This window comes from Mycolicibacterium agri, assembly GCF_002553505.1.
In the GTDB taxonomy this organism is placed as follows: domain Bacteria; phylum Actinomycetota; class Actinomycetes; order Mycobacteriales; family Mycobacteriaceae; genus Mycobacterium; species Mycobacterium agri.
Map to the genome: position 1 here is coordinate 98,667 of NZ_PDCP01000005.1, position 26,329 is coordinate 124,995.

Genomic DNA, 26,329 nt, shown 5'->3' on the forward strand with positions numbered 1-26,329 from the left:
CTGCTGTTATTGATTTCCGCAGGTCAAAGGCGCGCGGTGTCAGTCGCGGGTCAGGCGATGGCGCCGGACTCCTTGAGTTCGGTGATGCGGTCCCAGTCCATGCCGAGTTCGGTCAGCACGATCTCGGTGTGCTCGGAGGCCTGCGGGGCGCGCGTGGTCTCAAGCGGCTCATGATTGAACTGGACCGGCCCGCGCACCACCTTGAACGGCTTGCCACCGTCGGTGGCCTCCACCTCCACGATCATGTCGTTGGCGACGGCCTGCTCGTCGGTGGCGAGATCGACCAGGCTCTGGAACGGCGCCCACTGACCCTTCATCGTCTTCAGGTGCTGGCGCCAGTACTCGAAGGGCTTGCCGCGGATCGCCTCGGCGATCAGCCGTGCCGCCTCCTCGGCGTTCTCGATGAGCGGCATGACGTCGCAGAACCGCGGGTCGTCGGCCAACGCGGGCAGACCGAGGTGCTCGAACGCGTCGCGGATGTAACCGGTGGGGCTGACGATGCACAGGTTGATCGTGCCGCCGTCGGATGTCAGGTAATTGCCGAGGAACGGGTTCACCGTCGGGCCAATGGAATCCGGCATCAACGACCGCATGGTCTCGCCGGTCTCCAAGCCCTGCGTCACGCTCGCGCCCGCCGCCCACCACGCAGTGCTCAACAACGACACATCGAGTTCGACGGCCTCGCCGGTGCGTTCCCGATGAAACAGCGCCGCCGAGATGCCGCCCGCGATGTTCATCCCGCCAATCGAGTCGCCGAACGCCGGAATCCCTTGTGAGAGAGCGCCACCGAGTCCTTCGGGCGTCAGCGCGTGTCCCACACCGCTGCGCGTCCAGAACGCGGTGCCGTCGAATCCCCCGATATCGCGCTCCGTGCCCTTGTCGCCGTAGGCGCTGCCGCGGGCATAGATGATATTCGGGTTGACCGCGCGGATGTGCTCGATGTCGAACTTGTTCTTTTGGCGCTGGGCGGGCAGATAGTTGGTCAGGAATACGTCGGAGGCTTTGGCGATCTCGTAGAGCACCTGCTGGCCGCCCGGGGTGGAGATGTCGATGCCGACGCTGCGCTTGCCGCGATTGGGGTGCTCGATCAGTGGATGCCGGTTCGGATCCAATTGGAAGCCACCCATATTGACGAACCCGCGCTGAGTGTCGCCGCGCAGCGGGTGCTCGACCTTGATGACGTCGGCGCCCCAGTCCGCGAGGATGGCCCCAGCCGCGGGCACGAACGTGAACTGCGCTACCTCGAGGACACGGACGCCCTGCATCACCTTGATCATGAATCAGCCCTTGCCGGTGCGAAAGTCACGGGCAGTGCCGTCGGAGACCGGAACGGTTGGCCGTAGATGTGCGGATCGCCGTCGGTGACGAGCGTGATGTCGGTCAACCGCTCGAGCAGGCATTCGAGCGCGACCCGTGTCTCCATTCTGGCCAGGTGTAGTCCCATGCAGGTGTGTTCACCTGCGGCGAAAGAAATGTGCGGCACCCGTTTACGGAAGATGTCGAATTCCTCCGACCGCTCCCACCGGCGCTCGTCGTGGTTCGCGGAACCGATGCAGACATCGATCACCGCGCCCTCCGGAATCGTGACGCCTTCCAACTGCGTCTCCGCCGTCGCGTAGCGCTGGACGGTGGTGAGCGGCGTCTCGACCCGCAGGCCTTCCTCGATCGCGGGCGCGATCAGTTCGCGATTGACCGCCACCGCGGCGAATTGATCGGGGTGGGTGAGCAACAAGTAGAGCAGGTTCCCCGACGACCGGTATGTGGTTTCCAAACCCGCGGGCAGCAGCAACCGCAGGAACGAGTAAATCGCTTCGTCGCTGAGCTTCTCGCCGTCGACCTCGGCGTCCACCAAGTCGCCGATGATGTCTTCGGTCGGCCTGGACCTGCGCTTGTCGATCTGATCGAGGAAGTACTCCTTCAGCGCGCCCGACGCCTCGAAGGAACGCTTGTAGTTGATGTGATAACTGATCAGTTCGACAGCGCGCTTGCGGAACCAGGGCAGGTCTTCTTCCGGAAGACCCAGCAGCCTGGAGATGACCCTCGTCGGGAACTCGAGCGTGAAGTCGCGCACCAGGTCGGCTTCGCCGGCGTCGACGAACTCGTCGATCAGCGCGTTGACCACCGGCCGCACCACCTCGGGTTCCCACCGCGACAGTGACTTCGACTTGAATGCCGACGACACGAGATTGCGGTGGTCCCAATGCTGTTTGCCCTCCATCGCCAAGATGGTTGGGCCGATGAACAAGCCGACGGTGCTGTCATAGATGTGTGAGTTGAACGCCTTGCTGTCGCGGAAGACGCGGTTCACCGCATCAAAGGACACCGCGGCGTAGAGATGCTCGGGCCGCATCGCGGCAGGGGCGCGGGTCCAATCCATCACGCTGCCGCAAAAGACGCCAGTGGTTTCCCGCCGCCTGCGCTCGAAGATGGGGTAGGGGTTACGAAGAAGGTCGGCCGCTTCATCGGCCGTGACGTCCAGCACTGGGGTATCCACGTTGCGATCTCCAGCATCTTTCGGCGGACTGCGGCAGGTACTGTAAAGATTACAGTATTGGGATCGCGAAGGAGTCGACGCGGGCCGATTCGACGGTTTGCGCTGGTTAGGCGCCTTCGTTGACGGCCTGTTCGCGCGCCCACCGATAGTCGGCCTTACCTGCGGGGCTGCGCTCGATGACCGGCCGGAACACGATCGCCTTGGGCAGCTTGTAACGGGCGAGCACGTTGGCCGCGTGCTCGATGAGTTCCTGCGCATCGGCGCTGGCGCCCTCTGCGAGGGCCACGATCGCGACGACCTCCTGACCCCAGCGCTCGCTCGGCCTGCCTGCGACGACGACGTCGGCCACCGCGGGGTGAGACGCGATCGCCGACTCGACCTCTTCGGCGAAGATCTTCTCGCCGCCGGAGTTGATGGTCACCGAGTCGCGACCGAGCAACTCGATGGAGCCGTCCTCGAGGTGGCGTGCCCTGTCGCCGGGAATCGAGTAGCGCACACCGTCGATCACCGGGAACGTCGCGGCGGTCTTTGTCGCATCGCCCTTGTACCCCAACGGAACATAGCCGCGCTGCGCGAGCCAGCCGATGCCGTCGTGACCCGGGTCGAGGATCGCGCTGAGGTCCTCTGCGGCGACGTAGGTGTCCGGACCTGCGTTGAACTTCCCGGTCGATACCGCGCCGGGGGCCGACATGTGGCTCATCTGCGCGCCGGTCTCCGACGACCCGACGCCGTCGACGACGATCAGGCCCGGCTTGACGTCGATCAGCCGCTGCTTGGCGGTCGGGGTCAAAAGCGCGCCGCCGTTGGCGACGACGGCCAGCGACGACAGGTCGGCGTCGCTACGTTCGATGGCATCGGCGAGTGGTCGCGCCATAGCGTCGCCGACGACCGTCACCGCCAGCAGCTTCTCGCGTGCGATGGTGGCGACGACGTCGTCGCAGTCGAGCCGGTTGGTCACCGACGAAAACACCACGGACTGGCCGGTATTCATCGCGGTGAACGTGGCCCATTGCGCGGCGCCGTGCATCAGCGGCGGCAAAATCATCAGCTTCGTGCCAGGGCTTTCTGCCGCCGCCTTGACGAGGTCGTCGAGCGAGCCGACGACATCGCCGGTGTAGAGGCTGCGGCCGCCGAAGGAGGTCATGAAGATGTCGTGCTGGCGCCACAGCACGCCTTTCGGCATCCCGGTCGTGCCGCCGGTGTAGAGCACGTAGAGGTCGTCGGGAGACGGCTCGACCGGCGGCGGCTGCGTCGGGCCCGAGCCGACGATCTTCTCGTAGTCGACGGCGCCGTGGATCAGATCATTGCCGGAGTCGTCGGCTATCTGGATGAGCACCCGTAGCTTTGGCAGCTCGGGGAGCACCTCGGCGATTCGCGGCGCGAATGTGGCGTGATAGATCAGCCCGCTGGCGCCGGAGTCGGCCAGCAGATACTGCAACTCGCTCTTGACGTAGCGGTAGTTGACGTTGAAGGGCGCGACGCGTGCACGCCACGAACCGAGCATGCCCTCGACGTACTCCGGGCCGTTGTAGGCGTAGATGCCCAGTAGGTCCTGGCCCACCTCATGGCCGGCGAGCTGCGAGCGCTCGGTGTGGCAGCCAAGGCCGCGCGAGTGCAGGTAGGCCGCGAGCCGGTTGGAGCGCTCGACGACCTGCGCGTAGGTGTAGCGTCGTTCGCCCTGGATGATGAACGGCCGGTCGCCGATCACTGCGGCGACGGCGTCCGCAGCGGCGGGGACGGTGAACTGCGTTGCGGGGGCGGTCATCGTATTTCCCATACCTCTCTTGGCCCGCTGTTCTCAGCAGGGCGGTTTGCTTCGGATAGTACGGTGCCGTCGGCGTCGGTCACGCCCGGACCGTGAGCAGGTCTTCGGTGGTGACGGTGGCCGGCAGCGCGATCGTGTTGTCGAGGATCGCGGAGGCGTAGTCGGCGGGATTCCCGCCACCGGGTTGCGGGAGACGACACGCAGGCGACGTTCACAGCGTCTCGCGGTTGCGCAGGACGGCGTCGCGGCGGCGCCACCCATCGGGCCGACGCCGTGCCCCCTGTGCAGCGCGACATCGCCTGGCGCAGAACTGAATTCGGGCACCAGGGTGACATCCTCGCTGCCGGGACTGATTTTAATCTGTGAGGCGGGGCCACCAGATCGAATAGAACGGTGTCGGTTTCTGGGCCGATTCAGCGCGGAAGCTGGCCGCCGATGGTCCGGGTGATCTTCTCGGCGTACTCGACGGCGAGGTCGACCCATGCCTCGCACTGCGAAACCGGCATCCGGATCGTCGGTCCGCTGATCGTGATCGCGCCAAGGATATCGCCCGCCGAGTCGAACACGGGTGCCGAGAGCCCCGATGCCGAATCCTCGCGCTCGCCGGTGGTGATCGCATAGCCGTCGGCCTTCGCCTGCGCGATGAGCCCGCGCAGCTCGTCGGGGCTGGTGATGGTGTAGTCCGTCATCGGCTCAAGGGGCTGGGACAGGATCGTCTCCGCGAGTTCGGGATTCCACGCCAGCAATATCCGCGAAGCCGACCCGACGTGCAGGGGAATGACCTTGCCCACGTACATGTGTCGGCGCAGCGCGTGATGGGTTTCGGCGACCGCCACGCAGACCCGGTAGTTCTGCTCCACCTTGAAGAAGCACGCGGTTTCGCCGGTCTTGTCGCGGATCTCCTTGAGAACCTCGTTCACGACGGCGAGAACGTCGAGATCTGTCAGCGCCGTCGCCGCCCAGTACGACATCCGGATGCCGATCCGGATGCGGTCACCCTGGCGGTCCAGCAACCCCTGCGCGACCATGTTGCTGACCAGTCGCTGCACGGTCGAGGTCGGCAGGCCGGTCGCCTGCTGGATCTCTCCGAGGGTCAGTTCAGGCCTGGTGAGCGTGAATGCGTCGAGGATTTCGGTGATCTTGCCCAGCACCAGCAGTGGCTGTTGTTTGGAGGACGACGCCGCGCGCTCTGCTGTGGTGATGTCGTGAACGTCAGTGCCTTCAGCCATCTTTCACCGCTTCCGGGTTCACGCAATGGGGAGGCACCTCGCCGCGTGCGATGGCGATCGCGTTCTCGGCGCACAACTGGGCCATGCGCGCCCGCACCTTCGTCGTCGCGCTGCCCAAATGTGGCAGGAGCACGACGTTGGGCACGTCCGCAAGCCCTGGTGTGAGGCGGGGTTCGTGTTCGTACACGTCGAGCCCGGCGCCCGCCAGCTGCCCGTTTCTCAGCGCGTCGACGAGGGCTGCTTCGTCGACGATCGGGCCGCGTGCGGTGTTGACCAGAATCGCGGTCGGCTTCATTGCCGCCAAGGTGTCAGTGTCGATCAGATGCGTGGTGGACGGCGATAGCGGGACGTGGATGGACAGGAAGTCGCTGTTTTCGACGAGTTCCGGCCAGTCGACCTGGCGTGCCGGGTAGGGCAGCGCGGCGACTTCGTTTTCGTCGAGGGTTCGCCCAGCAGGGGGATGGTTGCAGAAGATGATGTTCATGTCGAAGGCGGCCGCCCTGTGGGCCGTGGCACGCGCGATGCGCCCGAAGCCGACCAGACCCAGCGTCGCGCCGGAGACATCTTGCCCCAGAAGCAGATCGGGCTTCCAGCCGGTGAATCGGCCGGACCGGGTGAATTGGTCGGCTTCGACGGCCCGCCGCGCGGTGGCCAGCATGAGTAGCATCGCCACGTCGGCGGTGGCGTCGGTGAGCACGCCGGGGGTGTTGCCGACGAGGATGCCGTTGCGCGTCGCGGCGGGGATATCGATGTTGTCGAAGCCGACGGCGTAGTTGGAGATTCCGGCCAGCTTCGCGACGTCGAGCAGATCGGCGTCGAACCGGTCGCTCAGTTGCGCGACCACCACGTCGAACTGCCCCGAGGTGCAGGCTTCGCGGAGCTCTTCGGCGGTCGGCGGTTCGGCGGGTATGTGGACCGAGCCGGCCTCCCGCAGTGAGCTCAGCCCGGGGTCGGGGATCGGGTAGGTGACCAGGAAGGCGGGTTCATCCGTCACGGCGGCTCGGCTCACCTCCGCCGACGACCCACTCGAACGCCGAGGACTTCGACCGCGCCCCTTGGGCGGATCGGGCGCGGTTCGGCTCGCCCAGCTCGGTGAGAAGCTTGTCGGTGATCTCCAGCATGGACGCCAGCGTAGACGGCGTGAACCAGTCCGGGCGGGTCGCGAACAGGAGATCCTCGGTCGGGGTGTTGCCGCTGGCGCCGGGCGCGAAGGGGCAGCCGCCGAGACCGCCGAGCGATCCGTCGACCATCGTGGCGCCTGCCGCGATCGCGGCCAGCGTGTTCGCCACACCCAGACCCCACGTGTCGTGGCCGTGAAAGACGATGCGGCGCTGGGGCGTCCGCTCCCGGACGCCGACGATGAGATCGTTCACCTGCGTCGGTATCGCCTGCCCGATGGTGTCACACAACACGATGTCGGCCGCTCCGGCCGTGCGGGGGTCCGCGGCGATGCCGATCACCCTCTCCGGATCGGTCACGCCCTCGAACGGGCAGGTGAACGCGGTGGCAATGCACAGCTGAATCGCACCGCCGACTTCCTCGCTGATCCGAGCGGCGTCGGGCATCGCTGCAACGCTGGCTTCGGTAGTGCGTCCGATGTTGGCCTCGTTGTGGGAATCCGAGGCGGAGAAGCAGTATTGGAAGTTGCGGGCGCCCGCGGCGGCCGCCTTTTCCACGTGTCGGGGCGTGGCCACCCAGATCCAGCAGCGCGACAGCTCGTCGGGATTCAGCGCGGCCACGACGTCGAGCGTGTCGGCGAGCGGGGGCACGAGGTCGGGTCGGGCCATCGAACCGATCTCCAGTGCCGGCACGCCGAGTGCGAGCAGTTCGCGGATGATCTGCACTTTGCGTTCGGTTGCCAGCTCTTTGGACGTCAGTTGCAGCCCGTCGCGCAGAGTCACGTCGCGAAGATCTGCCCGCGGGACGAAGGGGCGAACGGTCATGTCAGGTCCTCGATCTCGTCGTCGTGAAGCCCCAACAGTGTGGCCAGCACGTCTCTGGTGTGCTCGCCGAGGTCGGGTCCCACATTGCGGATCGGCAGTGACGCAGGGCCGATGACCGGCACGATGCCCGGGAATCCCACAGTCCGCTTCTCTTCGGCGCCGACGTCAACGTCGAACTCCTGGATCATGTTCCGTGCTGCGTACTGTTCGTCGGCGCAGATGTCGGCGGCGGTGTAGATGGGGCCGCAGGGTACACCGGCCTCCTCGAGCAGCTTGAGCGCGTGGTCGCGGTTGTGGCGGATGGTCCATTCGCCGATCGCGGCGTCGACTTCCTCACGCCGATGCCAGCGGCCCGCGTTGGTTTGCAGTTCGGGATCGGTCGCGAGGTCGGGTCGGCCGATGGTGTGCATGTAGCGCTGGAAGATGGCGTCGCCGTTGCCTGCCACGATGATGCTGGTGCCGTCGGCGCACGGGTAGGCGTTGCTCGGTGCGATGCCCTCCATCCGTCCACCCACACGTTTGCGCGTGACACGGTAGGCCAGGTAGTCGGGCACCAGCGACTCCATCACTGAAAGCACGGATTCGTTCAGCGCGACATCGATGATGCGTTGTGACAGCGGGACTTTCACGCGCTCACGCTGGAACAGCGTCATCACTGTGCCGAACGCGGCATAGATTCCGGCGATGGAGTCGCCTATCGAGACACCGGTCCGTACGGGCGGGCGGTCGGGATCGCCGACGAGTTCGCGCAGCCCGCCGACCGCTTCGGCGACGGCCGCGAAGCCGGGCCGATCGGCCATCGGGCCGGTCTGGCCGAACGCCGATATCCGGGTGATGACCAGATCCGGGTTGACCCGGTCGAGTGCTTCGGGTCCGAGGCCCCACTTCTCCAGGGTTCCCGGCCGGAAGTTCTCCAGGAGCACATCGCAGTGCTTGACGAGGTCGAGGATGATCTGCCGACCGCGTTCGGTCTTCAAGTCGACGACGATGGACTTCTTGTTGCGGTTGATCGTCCGGTACAACATCGAGGTATCGCCAGAGTAGAGCCGCCAGTTGCGCAGCTCGTCGCCTGTGACCGGGCGCTCGACCTTGATGACCTCGGCGCCGAAGTCGGCCAGCATGCGGCCTGCCGTCGGCGCAGCGATGTAGTTACCGAGTTCCAGCACTCGCACACCAGCGAGCGGCTGAATAGCATTCGTGATCAATATATTCCCTAATTTGCTCAGAAGAAGAGGCTCATCGGCAGGATGAGCAGAATCGCAACGACCGACGCCACCGATACGCCGACGGTGACCGTCTTCAGCGTTCCCCGCGTCGACTGGCCCAACAGCGACTGCAGCAGCCAGAAGGTGTTGCTCGTGACATGGACTGCGAAGAGCGATCCCGCGCCTGCGGCCAGTGCGATCAGGACGGGGTCAAGCCCGATGATGGGGGCGATGGGGGCCAGAATGCCCGCCGACGTGATTGCAGAGATGGTGACCGACCCGACGGCTACGTGCAGAGCGGCCGCGATGACCCATACGACCAGCAGCGGCGCGGCGGTGCTCGCCGTGAAGTATTCGCCGAGGATGTCGCCGAGGCCGGCGGCCTTGATCGTGGCGGCGAGCGAGCCACCGACCCCGGTCAGGATCAGGATCTGTCCGCTCTCCTTGAAGCCGGTCGCGATCGCCTTCTGAATCGGTTCGGTGCCAAGGGAGTACCGCCCGACGAAGCTGGTCCCGATGAGGCCGATCAGCAGTGCGATCACGGGTGACGACACGAATTTGATGATCGGACTGTGGATGTCGGCGGCGTCGAGGATCGCGCCGGTGGCGATCAACAGCAGGGAGGCGATCATCGGCGCGAACAACACGATGAGCGGTGTCTGGGCCTTGGTGGCGGTCACTGTCTTGGTGGCCAGAGCGCCTCCGGCGCCGCCAGGTCCGTCGGAATCGACTGTGGCAGCGGCGGTATCGACGTCGTTGCCCAGAGGTTCATCGTCCTCGCCCAGGAAGGTCTGCTCGTCGCGTTCGGGGTTCCACCAGCCACGGTTGAACAGGAACGACATGATCGCGACGGCGATCGCGACGGTCGGGATCACCAGTAGAACACCGAAAAGCAGCATCTTGCCGAGTGGGACGCCGAGCAGGCCGGCGAGGGCGAGCGCGCCGACACCCGGGACTGTCAGCACGATTCCGCATTCGAGGCTGATCGCCATCGCCGCTGCCATCCGCGCGGTCCCGTTCTTACCGATCTTCTTGGCCAGGCTGCGGGCCAGCGGAGCCGAGATGACGAGCAGAACGTCGAGGAAGATGGACTGCAGCAGGGTGGCGATCGTCAGCGACATCGCATACGGCATTCGCTTGGCGCCGAACACATTTAGCAGTGTTTGCACCAGTCGTTGAATGGCGCCGGTTCGCTGCAGGATGGCGCCCATCAGAACGCCGAACCCGATCAACAAACCGACTTCGGCCATGATGTCGCCGAACCCCGTCATGATCGCGTCGATCGTCTCCTGGACGCCGAGACCGACCGCGAGGCCGAGATAGGCCGACCCGACCACCAGTGAGACCACCGGATTGAACTTGAACCGCACGATCATGACGACCACCGCGATGATCGCTACCGCCGTGTTGATCACGACTGCGGTATCTGACATGGGTGAGCCCCTCTTTCGGCCGCTGGCTGATTGCGGTTATCGGCGACACAGGAAACACCGAGGTGTGACGCGCACTGCGTTCATATTATGAGCATGAACCCACAATATAAGCAAGACCCTCAACTAGTTCGGCTGTGACCAGGTATTTCGTGTGGTTTGCGGCTTATCGTTCTAGCCCGTAGGAGCGGAGGCGCCGGGGCGCGGACGTCGGCCGGTTCGGCGGCCAGGTTCATCGGGTAGGCCTACATGGCCCATGTCGATCCGTGGACGATGCCGTTTCGCAGACCTGTCTCGACGGTGTCGGCCGCCGGCTCCAGCCAGATCCCGATATAGGCTCGACGGCGATCGACGCGCTGGAGGTGCTCGCGTGACGCGCTCGGCGCTCGAAGTGGTGGAGCTGTACCGACGGCGGATCTCCGAAGTGTGGAATCGCGGCTAGCGGCAAGGAGTTTGGGCGTGACCGAACGAGTGCTCGACGAGCTCGGCTTCTACCTGCTCGCCGGTGCGGGCGGGGACGGGCCTGCCACGCTGATGGACGAGGCCCGCTGCGGAGAGGAGATGGGCTTCGGCACCGCGTTCATCTCCGAGCGGTGGAACGTCAAGGAGGCGTCCTCGCTCGTCGGTGCGGCGTGCGCGGTGACAAGCAGGATGCAGATCGCCACCGCCGCAACGAATCACAACACACGCCATCCGTTGATCACCGGTTCGTGGGCGACGACCATGCATCGCCTGTCCGGTGGCCGGTTCACGCTCGGCATCGGTCGCGGCGTCGCGGCGATGTATGCGGCCTTCGGCATTCCCGCGGTGACCACCGCGCAGATGGAGGACTTCGCCAATGTCATGCGCCGGCTGTGGAAGGGCGAGGTGATCTTCAACCACGACGGCCCGATCGGCAAGTACCAGGTGCTTTTCCTCGATCCGGACTTCAATGAGGACATCCGGCTTGCGCTGGTGGCGTTCGGCCCCAACACACTGGCCCTTGGCGGGCGCGCATTCGACGACGTCATCCTGCACACCTACTTCACGCCGGAGACCCTGCAGCGCAGCGTCAAGACCGTCAAAGAGGCCGCCGAGAAGGCCGGTCGCGATCCCGACAGCGTGCGGGTGTGGTCGTGCTTCGCCACCGTCGGCGATCATCTGCCCAAGGAACTGCGGCTGAAGAAGACCGTCGCCCGCCTTGCGACTTACCTGCAGGGTTATGGCGACCTGCTGGTCCGCACCAACCACTGGGATCCCGGAGTGCTACAACGCTTTCGGGATGACCCCGTTGTGCAGTCGATCCCCGGCGGCATCGACCACAAGGCGTCGGCGGATCAGATCGAACACATCGCGACGCTGATCCCTGACGAGTGGTTGGAGCCGTCGGCGACCGGTTCGCCGCAGCAGTGCGTCGAGCGCATCCGCAAGGAATTCGACTACGGCGCCGACGCGTTGATCATGCACGGCGCGACGCCGCCCGAACTCGCACCGATCGTGGATGCGTATCGAAGTCAAAGGGGCTAGGGCGTGATGACGGTGCGGGCCACCGGTTCTGCGGCGGCTTGACGGGTGTAGATGGCGCGGTGCAGCGCCGACAGCAGCGCGTCGCGGGTCTCCTCGGGGTGGATGAGGTCGTCGAATCCGAGGTGCCCCGCGGAACGGAAGGACGCCTCGACCTCCATCTTGCGAAGCTTGGCCTCGATGTCTTCGGTGGCGTGCGACGCGCGGCTCAAGGCCGCGGCGCTCATCGCGCCCATGGTGGCGCCGGGGTAGGCGAACGTCGCGCTCTGGTTGTCGAAACCCAACAGCGACATCACCATTGAGCCGAATCCATAGGCTTTGCGCAGCGTCACGTGCAGCTTGATCGTCGTCGCGGCCGTCTGTGCGGCGAACATCCGCGCACCGCTGCGCAGCACACCGCTCTTCTCCGAGCGGCTGCCCGGCAGCATGCCCGGGTTGTCGGCGAGGAACACGATCGGCAGGTGAAACGAGTCGGCCACCGTGATGAAGTGGGCCGCCTTGTCGGCGGCGTCGGCGTCGATCGAACCGGCGAGAACCTTCGGCTGGTTGGCGACGACCGCGACGGGATGGCCGCCGAGATGAGCCAATGCGCAGATGATCGCCGGGCCGAACTTGGGCTGCACCTCGAACCAGTCGGACCGGTCGAACACCACGTCGAGCACCGCCCGCATGTCGTATACGCGCCGATTGGTGCGCGGCACGATGTCGAGCAGTTCGGGCGTGGGCCGCGGTTCGGTGGTCTCGTCGGCGGGCAGCGACGCGGGATACGACCATGCGCTTGGCGGGAAGTAGAACAGGTAGCGGCGGATGTCGTCGAGCACCGACTCGTCGTCCTCGGCGAGGTTGTGAATCACGCCGCTGGCGAGCGCCACACCCGGCCCGCCGAGGTCCTCCTTCGAAATGTCTTCGCCCGTCGACTCTTTGACGACCGGCGGCCCCGCGGTGAAGATCGCGCCCTGGCGGCTCATGATGGTGAAGTCGCAGACCGGCGCCACCAGCGCCCCGTGGCCGGCCGACGGGCCGAGAAGTCCGGCGACCGTCGGAACCTTGCCCGAGCATTGCGTCTGCGCCAGCAGGTCGGTGGGCGTGCGGCCGTAATGCTCTCCGCTGGGGCGGAATCCGGCCCCTTCGAGCAGCATCACGAGCGGCACTCTGTCCCGAAGCGCCAATTCGGCCAGCCGGTAGCGCTTGGCGTTGCCGCCCGGGCCGATGCTGCCGGCCAGCGTAGTGAAGTCCTCGGCGCCGACCATGACCGGGGTGCCGTTGATCATGCCCGAGCCGGCCACGATCCCGTCGGCCGCGATGTCACCGCCGACGAGCGTGCCGAACTCGCGGAACGTGCCCTTGTCGAGGAGGTGCTCGATGCGCGCGCGGGCATCGAGCTTGCCTTGGGAGTGGTGCTTGGCCAGCCGGTCCGGGCCGCCCATCGACCGCGAGCGCTGACGCCGAAGATCGAGGTCTTCGAGCGTTTCCTGCCAGCCCTGCTCGTTCGTCATGTGCAATTCCCGTCGTCGAAAGGCGATCGTCGCACCGGCGTGCTCACGTTGACCATACTGAATTGCTTACTGTAGCGTCCTCCCGTATGGGTGACCACGGCGGTCTCAGGGTGGACGGCGCCGTCTCCAGCCAACTCTCAGACGTCGTCGGTGCCGCGGCCGGGCTGGAGCGCCGCGGATACGACTGCTGTTGGACCGCCGAGATCAATCACGACCCGTTCCTGCCACTGGTGCTGGCGGCCGAACACACCACGTCGATCGAGTTGGGCACCAGCATCGCGGTCGCGTTCGCGCGCAGCCCGATGACGGTGGCCAACATCGCCTGGGATGTGCAGGCGTACTCCGGCGGCCGCTTCATCCTCGGGCTGGGTTCCCAGATCAGGCGGCACATCGAGAACCGGTTCAGCATGCCGTGGAGCAAACCCGTGCAGCGCATGCGCGAGTATGTGGTTGCGCTGCAGGAAATCTGGTCGTGTTGGCAACACGGCACCAAGCTGGCCTTCGAAGGCGACTTCTACACCCACAAGCTGATGACGCCGATGTTCACGCCCGACCCGCTGGCCCATCCCTTCCCGAAGGTGTTCGTCGCCGCGGTCGGCGAGGCGATGACCGAGATGTGCGGCGAGGTCGCCGACGGCCTTCTCGCCCACGCCTTTACGACCAAGCGCTACTTCGAGGAAGTGACGCTGCCTGCGCTGCTGCGCGGGATGGAGCGGTCCGGCCGTAGCCGCACGGACTTTCAGGTGTCCTGCCCGCTGTTCGTCGTGACAGGCGCCGACGATAACGAGTTGGCCGCCAACGCGGTCGGCACGCGCAAGCAGATCGCCTTCTACGCTTCGACGCCGGCCTACCGCAAGGTGCTCGAACTGCACGGCTGGGGCGACCTGCAGACCGAACTGCATCGGCTGTCGCTGGCCGGCGAATGGGATCAGATGGGGTCACTGATCGACGACGAGATGCTGCGGACGTTCGCCGTCGTCGCGTCCCTTGGCGAACTTCCGACTGCGATTCATCAACGTTGTGACGGCGTCATCGATCGCGTGTTGATCGGATTCCCGTCGTCCGTCGGCGACGACACCGTTTCGTCCGTCCTGCAGAAGATAAGGAGCGCAGCGTGAGTACGCCCATCATGGACGACGCGGCCAAGGTGTTCGCCACGCCGAAGGCGTATACCGATGAGGCGAAACTGCATGCCGCACTGACTCATCTGCGGGCCAACGCACCCGTCTCCTGGGTCGAGGTGCCGAACTACAAACCGTTCTGGGCGATCACCAAACACGCCGACATCATGGACGTCGAGCGGGCCAACACTGTCTTCACCAACTCTCCGCGGCCGGTTTTGGTCACCGCGGAGGACGACGAACGGCAGGCCGCTGTCGGAGTGCGCACGCTGATCCACATGGACGACCCGCAGCATCGTTCGGTGCGGGCGATCGGCGCGGACTGGTTCCGGCCAAAGGCCATGCGGGCGTTGAAAGAACGCGCCGACGAACTCGCCAAGGTGTACGTCGACAAGATGGCGGCGATCGCTCCCGAATGCGATTTCGTTCAGCAGGTCGCCGTCAACTACCCGCTGTACATGATCATGTCGCTGCTCGGCGTGCCCGAATCCGACTTTCCGCTGATGCTCAAGCTGACCCAGGAACTGTTCGGCAGCGACGACGACGAGTTCAAGCGCGGCGTCGACGGCGAGGAGCAGATGTCGGCCCTGCTGGAGATGTTCGAGTACTTCACCGCATTGACCGCTTCGCGGCGCGAAACCCCCACCGATGACCTGGCATCGGCGATCGCCAACGCCACCATTGACGGTGAGCCGCTGTCGGACATCGACACCATCTCCTACTACGCGATCATCGCGGCGGCCGGACACGACACCACCAGCGCCACGATCTCCGGCGGGATGCTCGCGCTCATCGAGAATCCCGACCAGCACGCCCGGCTCACCACCGACCTCGATCTGATGCCGTTGGCCACCGAGGAGATGATCCGCTGGGTGACACCGGTGAAGGCGTTCATGCGCACCGCCGCCGAAGACGCCACCGTCCGCGGTGTGCGCATCCGCGCGGGGGAGTCGGTGCTGCTGTCCTACGTCTCGGGCAACCGCGACGAAGAGGTCTTCGACGACCCGTTCCGCTTCGACGTTTCACGAGATCCCAACAAGCACATCGCTTTCGGCTATGGCGTGCACTTCTGCCTGGGGCGGCGCTGGCCCGCATGGAGGTCAACAGCTTCTTCACCGAACTGCTGCCGCGGCTGCAGTCCGTCGAACTCGCGGGTGATCCGCAATACGTGGCGACGACGTTCGTCGGCGGGCTCAAGCATCTGCCGATCCGCTACTCGCTCAAATGAATTGGAGTGTCGGTCAGACGGGTAGCGGGATCCAGATGCCGAAGAACCAGAACCCCCACTGGTTGTAGCCCGGGTCCCACACCGGCTGCTCGGTGAAGCCGAAGTAGTCGATAGGCGGCGGAGGCGGGCCCCAAGGCGGCGGAAGTGGTCCGCGGAAGACGGGTGGCGGCGGCGCGCCCCAGCCCCACGGCGGTAGTCCAGCGCCCCACGGAGCGCCGTGGAAGCGCCCGCGCCAGTCGTTTTCATGCGGGTTCCACGGCGGTCGCCAATCGTGGGGGCCGCCCCGGAAATCACCGGGCGGACCGCCGGGGCCACCGGGGCCGGGCCCGTCGTGGGCACCGGGGCCGCCTGGGCCGAAACCACCGGGACCGCCACCGCCGGGGCCGCCTGGACCGCCGGGCCGGGGACCGTCGTGACCGCCTGGTCCGCCTGGGCCGGGACCACCGGGGCCGGGACCGCCGGGACCACCGGGGCCGTCGGGTCCGCCGCCGCAGTGCGCGCCCGGTGGGCACGGTGGCGCGGCTTCGGCGACCCCTGCTCCGATGCCGATGATCGCCGCGACCAGGGTGCAACTGAGCGCCGCTCCCGCCACCATTTGAGTGAGTTCCATCACCACGCCTTTCCGCGTCAGGAGACCCCAACCCACCGGCGACGCTAGGAGCGCACGATGGGAGCCGGCTATGCGAGGCCTAATAATTGGCTGTCAGCCGGTTTCAGTCGACCGTCCGACGGTGTGGCGTCAGCAGCAGCGGGTGTTGGGGTTGGCCTCCGTGGCGTCGTGGCGCATCCGCCAGTACTCCCGCTCGGACATGATCGGCTCGCCCGGGTGGGTCTGTCGGTGATGTTCGACGTAGCGGCGGTAGTGGTTATCGCCCATCAATGAGCCCCAGTACCAACCGATCTGCCGTGCGATTGCGGCAACGCGTCCCATTGCTTCTGCACCTCCCGTTCCGCGTGTGTCGCGATCAGCCCGGACGGCCCGAAGATTCGCGAGGGAACCGGCTCGTCTTCGGTCAAGGGTAGTCCGCCACCGCGCATCGCGCGCAGCGCCATCAACACGCCCATGACGAAGACGATGACCACCAAGAGGGCGAAGAGAATCGACAGCGATCCCTGGATAAAGGTGTTGCGCACGATCTTATCGACATCGGCGGCCGTCTTCGCCGTGAGGCAGAGGTTTCCGGCATCCTGCGCGGCCTGGCAGAGCCCGTGCTGCGTCCAGTAACCGACCTTCGGGTCACCCGAGAAGATCTTCTGCCACGACGCGGTGAGCGTGACGATGAGGTCCCAAAGCAACGGAACACCGGGCACCCAAGCCCATTTCAGGTGGCCCTTCTTGATCACCACGACCGTCACCACGGTCAGTGCGATCGCGGCCAACAACTGGTTGGCGATGCCGAACAGCGGGAACAGCGTGTTGATGCCGCCCAGCGGGTCAGTCACGCCCATCAGCAGGATGCTGCCCCATGCGGCGACGACCACCAGACTGCACGCCCATGCGCCGATGCGCCAACTCGGATCCTTCAACTTGCGCAGCGGCCCACCGAGATTGCTCAACCCGTCGGACAGCATGAAGCGGGCAACACGGGTGCCCGCGTCAACCGTCGTCAGGATGAACAACGCCTCGAACATGATCGCGAAGTGATACCAGAACGCCTTGAATGCGTCTCCACCGAAGACTTTCGCCAACACCTCGGACATGCCGAAAGCCAGCGTGGGAGCGCCGCCGGTGCGGGAGATGATCGTGTCCTCCCCAACGCTTTCGGCCGCGGCGGTGATCTGCTCCGGCGTGATCGGCGCCCCGGACAACGGCAGGCTGTTGACGTATTCCGCAGCGGTCTCAGCCGTACCGCCCGTCTGTGCCGCAGGCGCATTGAGCGTGAAGTACAGATGCTGGTTGATGATCGCGGCGGTGATGAGCGCCATGATCGCGACGAACGACTCGGTCAGCATGCCGCCGTAGCCGATCAGCCGCATCTGGCTTTCCTTCTGCAGCAGCTTCGGCGTTGTGCCCGAGGAGATCAGCGCGTGGAAACCCGACAGCGCGCCGCACGCGATCGTGATGAACAGGAACGGGAACAACGAACCGGCGAACACCGGACCGGTGCCTGCGGTCGCGAAATTCGAGATGGCCGGCGCCTCCATGATCGGGCGGGCCAGCAGGATGCCGATCGCCAGCAGCGCGATCGTGCCGACCTTCATGAAGGTCGACAGATAGTCGCGCGGCGCGAGCAGCAGCCACACCGGCAGCACGGACGCAGCGAATCCGTAGATGATCAGGCACCATGACAGCGCCACGGGGGAGAGGTCGAACCACGATGCGCCCCAAGAGGTGTCGGCAACCCAGCTGCCCGAGGCGACGGCTAGCAACAGCAGCACGACGCCGATCAGCGAGACCTCAGAGACCCGTCCCGGCCGCAGGAAACGCAGGTACACGCCCATGAACAACGCGATCGGGATCGTCATCGCGATCGAGAACACGCCCCACGGGCTCTGGGCCAGCGCCTGCACCACGACGAGCGCCAGCACGGCGAGCAGGATCACCATGATGACCAGCACGCCGACGATGGCGGCCGCGCCGCCGATCGCACCGAGCTCGTCGCGGGCCATCTGGCCCAGTGAGCGGCCGCGGCGACGGGTGGAGATCGCCAGCACGAGGAAGTCCTGCACGCAACCGGCGAACACCGCGCCGATGATGATCCAGATCGTGCCCGGAAGATAGCCCATCTGCATCGCGAGCACAGGGCCGACCAGCGGACCCGCGCCGGCGATCGCGGCGAAGTGATGGCCGAACAAGACCCGGCGGTCCATCGGCATGTAGTCGGTGTCGTTCTCGAAAATCTCTGCCGGAGTGGCGTTGTCGTCGCGCGGGCGAACGATGTTCATCTCGATTAGCCGGGCGTAGAACCGGAAACCGATGACGTAGGTGCAGATCGCGGCGATGACGAACCAGACAGCGTTGACGGTCTCCCCGCGGAAGAACGCGATGATCGCCCACGCGATGGCGCCGAGCAGCGCGATGATCCCGAAGATGATCTTGTGCTTGGTGGTGATCGGGGAACGATCGATGATGGCTACCGGCGGCAGATTCTTGTCGGTACGGATATAGGTGATATCGCCGTCGGTCTCCTCGAAACGCTCGGTCGACGCGGCAGTGGGTGAAGCCACAATGTCCTCCCTCGATCACGGTGGAGCCAGGGTTCTTGGTCGATCCTTTCAAAGGCCCTGCCGCGCTCATAGGGGAATGCCGCAAGAGGCCCCAAATTCGGTGCTATTCGCGATCGTAGAAGGCGCGCACGGTGTCGATCGTGTCGGCCTCGGCGGGACTCTTGTCGTCGCGGTAGCGCAGCACGCGCGCGAACCGTAGCGCCATGCCTCCGGGGTAGCGGGAAGAGGTTTGCACGCCGTCGAATGCGATCTCGACGACCTGTTCCGGGCGCAGCTTGACCACCCATCCGTCGGTGGGCCCGTCGGCCAGCTCAAGGAACCGGGCCGTTTGCCAGTCCAGCATGGCGTCGGTCATTCCCTTGAACGTCTTGCCCAGCATCACGAATCCGCCCGTGGCGGGGTCGCGGGCGCCGAGATGGATGTTGGACAGTTTGCCGGTGCGTCGACCGGATCCCCATTCCACGGCCAGCACAACGAGGTCGAGCGTGTGCACGGGCTTGACCTTCAGCCACCCGGCGCCCCGGCGGCCCGCTTCGTACGACGCGGTCGGCGATTTGGTCATCACGCCTTCGTGGCCCGCAGCCAGCGTCGTCTCCAGGAACCGTTGTGCCGCTTCCACATCGCCGGTCAACAACCGGTCGACGCGTTGCTCTGGCGGCACGATCGCGTCGAGCGACGACAGCCTTTCGCTTGTCGGTTCGTCGAGCAGGTCCGCGCCGTCGAGGTGCAGCAGGTCGAAGAAGAACACCGAAAGCGGCTGTGCGGCGCGGGCGGCGGCGATGTCGGGGCCGCGGTCATTGCGCCCTCGACCGCCGCCGCGGCCGAACCTCGACGCGGTGACCTGAAACCGGTGCGGCCGGCCGTCGGCGCGCAGCGCGATCGCTTCGCCGTCGGCGATCAGGTCGGTCACCGGCAGCGCGAGTGTCGCCTCGACGACCTCGGGCAGCCTCACGGTGACGTCGTCGAGGCTGCGGGTGTAGATCGCCACTTCGTTGCCGGAGCGGTGGATTTGCACCCGCGCGCCGTCGAGCTTGGCCTCGAAAACGGCGTCGCCGCCGAGCCGTTCGAGAGCGTCGGCGACTCCCGTCGAGGTTTGCGCGAGCATCGGACCGACGGGCTGGCCCACCCGCAGCGTGAACGCCGACAACGCCGCGGCCCCACCCGTCAGCGCCGCTGCAGCGACGCCGGGCAGATCGCCGGCCAGCATTGCCGCGCGGCGGATCGTCGCAGCCGGTGCGCCTGCAGCCTTGGCGACCGCGTCGGCCATCACACCCGCCAGCGCGCCCTGCCGCAGCTCGCCGCCGAGCAGTCGGCGCAAGAAGGTCTGTTCGAGCTCGGTGGCGGCCGCGAAGAGGTCTGCGACCAACCCCGCCCGCCGGGCCTGCGAACCCTTGCCCGCCACCGCGCCGATCTCGGTGAAGGCGGCGTCGACGCCGGAGACCGTCAACGTCGGCTGGGGTGCGGGCGGTGGCAGCGAGCGCAGTGCCGCCCACCCGACGCCGATCTGGCGCTGCGGTAGATCGCCCGACAACCAGGACACGACGACGGCGACCTGGCGCGCGTCGCCGTGTTCGGCCGCCGCCGCGAGCACCTCGGCGATGCGGGCGATCTTGGCCAGTCGCGACGAGGAGGCGCCGACCTCGGCCGATGCGGTGGCGACGTCGATCAGCTGCACGCCTCCACATTGGCACGAGGTTCGGACATTCCCCAGGCGCTAGGGCCGTCCGGGGTCGGGTGTGAGCGTGCGCAAACTCGCGATTTGTGACGGCGTGTCGGCCGCAGACACGCCCGCTCGCCGGAAAGGGGTTGGGCCGCGACGGGCACGCCCGCTCGCCGGAAAGGGAGAGTTAGCCGACGGTAAAGGAAACCGAATGCCAGCCGCTGGCTCCGTCGGGCACCGGGTCGGCCCACTGCTCGGTCTGCACGGCGCCGGTGTTGTCGGTGGCGCGCACGGTAATGGTGTGCGCGCCGGACTCGTCGGCCTGCCACGGGAAGCTCCACAGCCGCCAGGTGTCGTTGGAATAGCCGTCGCCCAGCTGCGCCTGCTGCCACGAACCCTGCTTGCCGGGGCCGTCGATGCGCACCTCGACGGCCTTCACGCCGCGGTTCTGCGCCCACGCGACACCACCGAACGTCACCGGCCCCCGCTGCACCACCTCGCCGCTACGGGGAACGTCGATGCGGGACTCGGTCTTGATCGGCCCGTGCGGCGACCAGCCCAGCCGCGTCCAGTACGCCTCGGCCTTGTCGAACCGGGTCAGCTGGAGATCGACGACCCACTTGGTGGCCGACACATAGCCGTAGAGGCCCGGTACCACCAGGCGGGCGGGGTAGCCGTGTTCGGTCGGCAGCGGCTCGCCGTTCATCCCGACGGCCAACAGCGCGTCGCGGCCGTCGGTGAGCGCCTCGACCGGGGTGCCCGCGGTGAACCCGTCGCTGGACTTGGACAACACCATGTCCGCGTCGGGATGAATACCCGCATCGGCGAGTAGGTCGCGCACCCGGTAGCCGATCCAGGTGGCGTTCGAAATCAAGTCGCCGCCAACCGGATTCGACACACACGTCAGCGTGACGACCTTCTCGACGGTTTCGAACCGCTCGAGATCGGCGAACCGGTAGGTGATTTCGCGGTCCACCATGCCGTGGATCCGCAATTGCCACTCCTCGCGACTCAACTGGGGGACTGTGAGCGCGGTGTCGATCCGGTAGAAGTCGTCGTTGCTGGTGACGAACGACGGCAGCGCAATGCCCTTGGGCTGCACCGTGGGTGGGATCGGCTTGGCGGCGACGTCGACGGCGGGCAATGCAAACGCGTCGCGCTCGCCGGCCACCGACGTCTTCGCGCGCGCCAGCACCACGCCCGCCATGCCGCTGACGGCCCCCGCCGTCAACAACCCCAGCGTGATCAGCGACCGCCTCCTGCCGGGGTCGGGAACGTCGGCGTGCTTGGGATCAGCGGTGTCGGCGGTTTTGGGGGCGTCGTCGGTGAAGCGGCCGGAGAGCAGCAGGCGCAGCACCGCTACACCGCAGACCGCGCCGACGATGGTCGGAACGGTGTCGGCCGCCGTCGCACCCGGACGCGACAACACCGCGGCGCATCCGGCAACGCCGGCCAGGACGATCGCCGCGCTGCCAATCGGGGCGCGGCGCGATTCGCGCGACGCGGTCACCGCGGCAATCAGCGCGATCACCGCGAGCACCGCCACTGTCAGCACGACCTTGTCGGCCGTACCGAACGTGGTGATCGCCCATTCCTTCACCGGGCCTGGCGTCAGGTCGATGACCGTCGACCCGACCGCGGTGCGCGAGTCGGCCTGCGGGCCGACGAACGCGGCTAGCAGTTGCGTGACGCCCAGCGCCACGGCGGCCGCCGCGATACCGGCCATCTCCCTGCTGCCGCTCGCCATGCTGGCCAAGCTACCGATCCGCGACCCCGAAAGGCTTACGTAAAAGTGACATCGGTTAGGTTGCTTCACGACTTTACAAATTGAGCGCTTATTGGAAAGGGAGCCAGATGCAGATCGCGGGGAAGAAGGCGGTAATCGTCGGCGGCGCGTCCGGGTTCGGCAAGGCCACCGCCGAGGCGCTGGCCAAGCGGGGCGCCAGCGTGGCGATCCTTGACCGGCCGCAGTCGAAGGGCAGGCAGGTCGCCGACGAGATCGGCGGGTCGTTCCACGAGGTGGATGTCACCGACTTCGACGGCACCGAGAGGACCCTCGCGCAGGCGGTCGAGGCGCTCGGCGGACTGCACATCGCGGTCACCACCGCAGGCGGCGGCGCGGGTGAGCGCACCATCAGCAAGGGGGGCCCGCACAGCCTGGAGTCGTTCCGCAAGGGCATCGACCTGAACCTGATCGGCACGTTCAACGTCAGCAGGCTCGCGGCGTGGCAGATGAGCAAGAACGAGCCGGTTGACGACGAGGCTGAGGAACGCGGCGTCATCATCAACACCTCGTCGATCGCGGCGTTCGAGGGCCAGATCGGCCAGGTCGCCTACACGGCGTCGAAGGCCGCCATCGCGGGCATGTGCCTGACGATGGCGCGCGACCTGGGCAGCCTGGGCATCCGGGTGCTGGCGATCGCGCCGAGCCTGTTCGCCACCGGTCTCACCGAAGGCATCCCGGAGGACTTCGCCAAGGCGTTGACGAAGGATGCGGCGTTCCCGAGGCGCCTCGGCAAGCCCGAGGAGTACGCAAAGCTGGCCGTGGCGATCGTGGAGAACCCGATGCTCAACGGCCAGTGCATCCGGCTGGACGCCGGCCAGAGGTTCGCCGCCAAGTAGAGGTGATTTCGGCGCGCTAAGGGGCGCTACGCGCACGTTAGCGCGCCGAAATCGCATAGGGTAAGCGCGTGTCGACCATCGCCGACCACGTCATCTCTGCACTCGCGGCCAGCGGCGTGCGCCGCGTCTACGGGCTGCCCGGCGACAGCCTCAACGGGTTCACCGACGCCATTCGCCGCAGCCCCGAAATGGCTTGGGAGCACGTCCGTCACGAGGAGGCGGCCGCGTTCGCAGCCGCGGCCGACGCCGCACTGACCGGTCGCCTCGCGGTGTGCGCGGGCAGCTGCGGGCCGGGCAACCTGCACCTGATCAACGGGCTGTTCGATGCGCAGCGCAGCCGGGTGCCGGTGCTGGCGATCGCCGCGCACATCCCACGCACCGAGATCGGTTCGGAGTACTTCCAGGAAACCCACCCGCAGGACCTCTTTCGCGAGTGCAGCGTCTACCGTGAACTGGTCAGCACCGCCGAGATGTTGCCGCGCATCCTTGAGATGGCGATGCGTGCGGCCATCGAGGAGCGCGGCGTGGCGGTGGTGGTGATTCCCGGCGAGCTGTTCCTGCAAAAGGCCGACGCGTCGGCGTGGCCGGCGCGACCCGTCGAGCCGACCCGCTCGGTGATCCGTCCCGACGAGGCGTCGCTGCAGCGGGCCGCGGCAATCCTCAACGACGCCAACGCCGTAACGATCCTCGCTGGCGCGGGTGTCGAGGGCAGCCACGACGCCGTGATCGCGGCCGCCTCGACGTTGCACGCGCCGATCGTGCACGCGTTGCGCGGCAAGGAGTTCATCGAGTACGACAACCCGTTCGATGTCGGCATGACCGGGCTGCTGGGTTTCGCCTCCGGCTACAAGGCGATCAAGGAGTCCGACGCGCTGCTGATGCTCGGCACGGACTTCCCGTATCAACAGTTCTATCCGGACAACGCGAAGATCGTCCAAGTCGACATTCGCGGCCGAAATCTCGGCCGCCGCGCGCCGATTGACCTCGGACTGCTCGGAACTGTGGGCGACACCCTTGCGGCCCTGCAGCCGCTGCTGCACCAGAAAACGCAGCGCGAGCATCTCGACCGCTCGCTCAATCACTACCGCAAGACGCGCAAGCGGCTCGACGAGCTGGCCGTCAACGACCGCGACCGCACCCCGATCCGACCGGAATACGTTGCCGGATCTGTGAACCGGTTGGCCGCCGATGATGCGGTGTTCACCGTCGACGTCGGCTCGCCGGTGGTGTGGGCGGCGCGGTACCTGAGCATGAACGGCCGCCGTCGGCTGATCGGGTCGTTCAATCACGGCACCATGGCCAACGCGTTGCCGCATGCGATCGGCGCGCAAACCGCATTCCGCGACCGGCAGGTGATCGCACTGGCCGGTGACGGCGGGCTGACGATGCTCTTCGGTGAGCTCGTGACGCTGATCCAGAATCGATTGCCGGTCAAGGTGATTGTGTTCAACAACTCGTCGCTGAACTTCGTCGAGCTCGAGATGAAGGCGGCCGGAATCGTCAATTTCGGCACCGATCTGCACAACCCGGATTTCGCCGCCGTCGCCCAGGCGATGGGCGTCTTCGGCCGCCGCGTCGAGCATCCCGCGGATCTCGAGCGGGCTGTGGCCGACGCGTTCGCCTATGACGGTCCCGCGGTGGTCGATGTCGTCACCGCGCGCCAGGAGCTGTCGATACCGCCCGCGATCACTGTCGAACAGGCCAAAGGCTTTTCGCTGTATGCGATCCGCACGATCCTCGCCGGACGCGCCGACGAACTGCTGGATCTGGTCACCACCAACGTCGCGCGCCGAATCCTGGACTGAGCGACGGGTTCTCGGTCACGCCGGCCGCGGCACCTCCGCCAGTGAGCTCTGCCCGATCCAGGTCGGCACCGCGCGGCGGATGTCGGCCGGGCCGGTGACCGCGACGCTGCCGTCGGAAAGGGCTTGCGCCCAACTGACATCGCCGCGCCAGATCCGCGTCAACGTGAGCAGGCTGGTTTCCACCGTTGCGGCCACGTCATGGCCTGGATCGAAATCGCAAACGTCGGCCTCGCCGTCGGCGACGACCATCCACCACCGCGACGCCTTCGGCGCCACTCCGCTGAGCACGAATGCCAGCGTCGTGCGGGTGCGTGGCCACGCCTCTACCGGGATCGTGCGCCGCATGTCCCACATCAACAGATGAGGGTCGAGGTCTTCCTCGCCCAGCTCGCCGATCCAGCGCACCCCCCACGCGCCGAGCGACTCGACCACGTCGGCGAGTTCCTTGCCGCACGGTGTCAGCGAATAGGTGGTGCGGCCGTCGTGCTCGCAGCGTTCGACGACACCGGCCCTGGTCAAGGTTTTCAGCCGCTTCGACAGCAGCGCCGGCGACATCTTCGGCACGCCGCGGCGCAGCTCGTTGAAGTGGGAACTGCCGGACAGCAGTTCCCGGATGACAAGCATGGTCCAGCGCTCGTCGAGAAGTTCCATGGCCTTGGCCACCGGACAGAACTGGCCGTATCCGGACATCTCTAGCACCTCCGTCGTGCGGAGAAACAGCAGTACAGATATCGAACCAGTGCCGGTACAGATTTGCTACTAGAACGGCGCAGCCGTGCGGCCCGACGATTCTGGCAGGACTTCACACCACCCCGCACGGAAGGACATCGAAAATGACGAGCGACACCGAAACCGTCGATGTGGCGGTAGTGGCCAAGCACCGCGCGATGTGGGCCACCGGCGATTACCCCAGGCTGGCCGCCGAGCTGGTGGCGCCGCTGGGCCCCGTGTTGGTCGAGGCCCTCGGCATCGGACCCGGTGACCGCGTACTCGACGTGGCGGCAGGCACCGGAAACGCCGCCATCCCGGCGGCCCGCACCGGCGCCAGCGTCGTCGCCAGCGACCTCACCCCGGAGCTGCTGCAGGCGGGCGAGGCCGTCGCCGCCGAACACGGCGTCACGTTGGAGTGGCGCGAGGCCGACGCTCACGCATTGCCGTTCGGCGCCGACGAGTTCGACGTCGTGATGTCATGCATCGGCGTGATGTTCGCGCCGTTCCATCAGCGCGCCGCCGACGAACTTGTCCGGGTCTGCAAACCGGGCGGCCGCATCGGTCTGCTCAGCTGGACGCCGGAAGGCCACATCGGTGAACTTTTCGCGACCATGAAGCCGTACATGGCGCCGCCGCCCGCCGGTGCGCAGCCGCCGCCGTTGTGGGGTCGCGAGGACCACGTGCGAGCGCTTTTCGGCGACCGGGCCACGGATGTGGCGACCGAGCGCCGCACGCTCACCGTCGACCATTTCGCCGACGGGGCCGAGTTCCGCGAGTACTTCAAGGCCACGTACGGACCGACGATCGCCGCGTACCGCAACATCGCCGACGATGGCGACCGGGTCGCGACGCTGGACGCCGAGATCGCACGGATCGGCGACGACTTCCTCCGCGGCGGCCACGCCATGGAGTGGGAGTACCTGCTGTTGACCGCGCGCAAGGCCTGACA

The 26,329-nt window shown here is 66.6% G+C and carries 20 protein-coding genes and 1 pseudogene; 6 read left to right on the forward strand and 15 right to left on the reverse strand.

All coding sequences use genetic code 11. The features are described 5' to 3' along the window. Positions 1-50 precede the first annotated feature (50 nt). From CQY20_RS04630 to CQY20_RS04665, 8 genes are all read right to left on the reverse strand, one after another. Entirely contained in the window at positions 51-1,277 is a 1,227-nt protein-coding gene (locus CQY20_RS04630) for a CaiB/BaiF CoA transferase family protein (protein ID WP_097938498.1), read from the reverse strand. Further along, positions 1,274-2,494, reverse strand: coding sequence for a cytochrome P450 (locus CQY20_RS04635; protein ID WP_097938500.1), 1,221 nt, complete (start codon positions 2,492-2,494; stop codon positions 1,274-1,276). The genes CQY20_RS04630 and CQY20_RS04635 overlap by 4 nt, the downstream gene beginning before the upstream one ends. Before the next feature lie 106 nt (positions 2,495-2,600). Continuing rightward, entirely contained in the window at positions 2,601-4,259 is a 1,659-nt protein-coding gene (locus CQY20_RS04640; protein WP_097938502.1) for a medium-chain acyl-CoA ligase Mig, read from the reverse strand. A gap of 413 nt (positions 4,260-4,672) precedes the next feature. Next, positions 4,673-5,488: an IclR family transcriptional regulator gene (locus CQY20_RS04645; protein WP_097938504.1), complete on the reverse strand. Its 816-nt coding sequence runs from the start codon at positions 5,486-5,488 to the stop codon at positions 4,673-4,675. Beyond that, positions 5,481-6,482 carry a 2-hydroxyacid dehydrogenase gene (locus CQY20_RS04650; protein WP_174814650.1) on the reverse strand — a complete coding sequence of 334 codons (1,002 nt, stop codon included), beginning with the start codon at positions 6,480-6,482 and terminating at the stop codon, positions 5,481-5,483. Before CQY20_RS04650 ends, CQY20_RS04645 begins: the two co-directional genes overlap by 8 nt. Further along, the gene (locus tag CQY20_RS04655) at positions 6,472-7,431 is read right to left on the reverse strand and encodes a hydroxymethylglutaryl-CoA lyase-like TIM-barrel protein (protein WP_097938506.1); all 960 of its coding nucleotides are present in this window, start codon (positions 7,429-7,431) and stop codon (positions 6,472-6,474) included. The genes CQY20_RS04650 and CQY20_RS04655 overlap by 11 nt, the downstream gene beginning before the upstream one ends. Then, entirely contained in the window at positions 7,428-8,639 is a 1,212-nt protein-coding gene (locus CQY20_RS04660) for a CaiB/BaiF CoA transferase family protein (protein ID WP_097938508.1), read from the reverse strand. The genes CQY20_RS04655 and CQY20_RS04660 overlap by 4 nt, the downstream gene beginning before the upstream one ends. Before the next feature lie 14 nt (positions 8,640-8,653). Beyond that, a complete protein-coding gene (locus CQY20_RS04665; RefSeq protein WP_097938510.1) occupies positions 8,654-10,069 on the reverse strand; it encodes a GntP family permease in 1,416 nt (471 codons plus the stop codon). A 456-nt stretch (positions 10,070-10,525) separates the two neighbouring features. On the opposite strand from CQY20_RS04665, the gene CQY20_RS04670 reads away from it, so the two are divergent. After that, positions 10,526-11,572, forward strand: coding sequence for a TIGR03857 family LLM class F420-dependent oxidoreductase (locus CQY20_RS04670; protein ID WP_097938511.1), 1,047 nt, complete (start codon positions 10,526-10,528; stop codon positions 11,570-11,572). Here the strand turns inward: CQY20_RS04670 and CQY20_RS04675 are convergent. Beyond that, complete coding sequence (locus CQY20_RS04675; RefSeq protein WP_097938513.1) at positions 11,569-13,065, reverse strand: acyl-CoA carboxylase subunit beta; 1,497 nt, start codon at positions 13,063-13,065, stop codon at positions 11,569-11,571. The two genes, CQY20_RS04670 and CQY20_RS04675, sit on opposite strands and share 4 nt — an antisense overlap. Before the next feature lie 86 nt (positions 13,066-13,151). On the opposite strand from CQY20_RS04675, the gene CQY20_RS04680 reads away from it, so the two are divergent. Together CQY20_RS04680 and CQY20_RS04685 are read left to right on the forward strand one after the other, a co-directional pair. Beyond that, the gene (locus tag CQY20_RS04680; protein ID WP_097938514.1) at positions 13,152-14,183 is read left to right on the forward strand and encodes an LLM class F420-dependent oxidoreductase; all 1,032 of its coding nucleotides are present in this window, start codon (positions 13,152-13,154) and stop codon (positions 14,181-14,183) included. Between the two features lie 11 nt (positions 14,184-14,194). Further along, a pseudogene (locus tag CQY20_RS04685) lies at positions 14,195-15,414 on the forward strand (cytochrome P450). 13 nt (positions 15,415-15,427) lie between these two features. On the opposite strand, the gene CQY20_RS34745 reads toward CQY20_RS04685, so the two are convergent. From CQY20_RS34745 to CQY20_RS04710, 5 genes are all read right to left on the reverse strand, one after another. Next, positions 15,428-16,024 carry a chitin-binding protein gene (locus tag CQY20_RS34745; protein ID WP_163700422.1) on the reverse strand — a complete coding sequence of 199 codons (597 nt, stop codon included), beginning with the start codon at positions 16,022-16,024 and terminating at the stop codon, positions 15,428-15,430. 129 nt (positions 16,025-16,153) lie between these two features. Then, entirely contained in the window at positions 16,154-16,291 is a 138-nt protein-coding gene (locus CQY20_RS04695) for a YbdD/YjiX family protein (RefSeq protein ID WP_234816095.1), read from the reverse strand. Beyond that, the gene (locus CQY20_RS04700) at positions 16,291-18,582 is read right to left on the reverse strand and encodes a carbon starvation CstA family protein (protein WP_097938518.1); all 2,292 of its coding nucleotides are present in this window, start codon (positions 18,580-18,582) and stop codon (positions 16,291-16,293) included. Before CQY20_RS04700 ends, CQY20_RS04695 begins: the two co-directional genes overlap by 1 nt. A 103-nt stretch (positions 18,583-18,685) precedes the next feature. Then, positions 18,686-20,257 carry an ATP-dependent DNA ligase gene (locus tag CQY20_RS04705; RefSeq protein WP_097938520.1) on the reverse strand — a complete coding sequence of 524 codons (1,572 nt, stop codon included), beginning with the start codon at positions 20,255-20,257 and terminating at the stop codon, positions 18,686-18,688. A 172-nt stretch (positions 20,258-20,429) separates the two neighbouring features. Then, a complete protein-coding gene (locus CQY20_RS04710) occupies positions 20,430-21,989 on the reverse strand; it encodes a molybdopterin-dependent oxidoreductase (protein ID WP_234816096.1) in 1,560 nt (519 codons plus the stop codon). Positions 21,990-22,096: 107 nt separating this feature from the next. Between CQY20_RS04710 and CQY20_RS04715 the strand changes: the two genes are divergently transcribed. Together CQY20_RS04715 and poxB are read left to right on the forward strand one after the other, a co-directional pair. Beyond that, positions 22,097-22,864 carry an SDR family NAD(P)-dependent oxidoreductase gene (locus CQY20_RS04715; RefSeq protein WP_097938524.1) on the forward strand — a complete coding sequence of 256 codons (768 nt, stop codon included), beginning with the start codon at positions 22,097-22,099 and terminating at the stop codon, positions 22,862-22,864. 68 nt (positions 22,865-22,932) lie between these two features. Next, the gene (gene poxB / locus CQY20_RS04720; RefSeq protein WP_097938526.1) at positions 22,933-24,669 is read left to right on the forward strand and encodes a ubiquinone-dependent pyruvate dehydrogenase; all 1,737 of its coding nucleotides are present in this window, start codon (positions 22,933-22,935) and stop codon (positions 24,667-24,669) included. A gap of 15 nt (positions 24,670-24,684) precedes the next feature. Here poxB and CQY20_RS04725 read toward each other — a convergent pair whose 3' ends face one another. Continuing rightward, positions 24,685-25,359 (reverse strand): winged helix-turn-helix transcriptional regulator, encoded by a 675-nt coding sequence (locus CQY20_RS04725; RefSeq protein WP_097938577.1) that lies wholly within the window; start codon positions 25,357-25,359, stop codon positions 24,685-24,687. Positions 25,360-25,502: 143 nt separating this feature from the next. Between CQY20_RS04725 and CQY20_RS04730 the strand changes: the two genes are divergently transcribed. Continuing rightward, entirely contained in the window at positions 25,503-26,327 is an 825-nt protein-coding gene (locus CQY20_RS04730; RefSeq protein ID WP_097938528.1) for a class I SAM-dependent methyltransferase, read from the forward strand. The last annotated feature ends 2 nt before the right edge of the window (positions 26,328-26,329 follow it).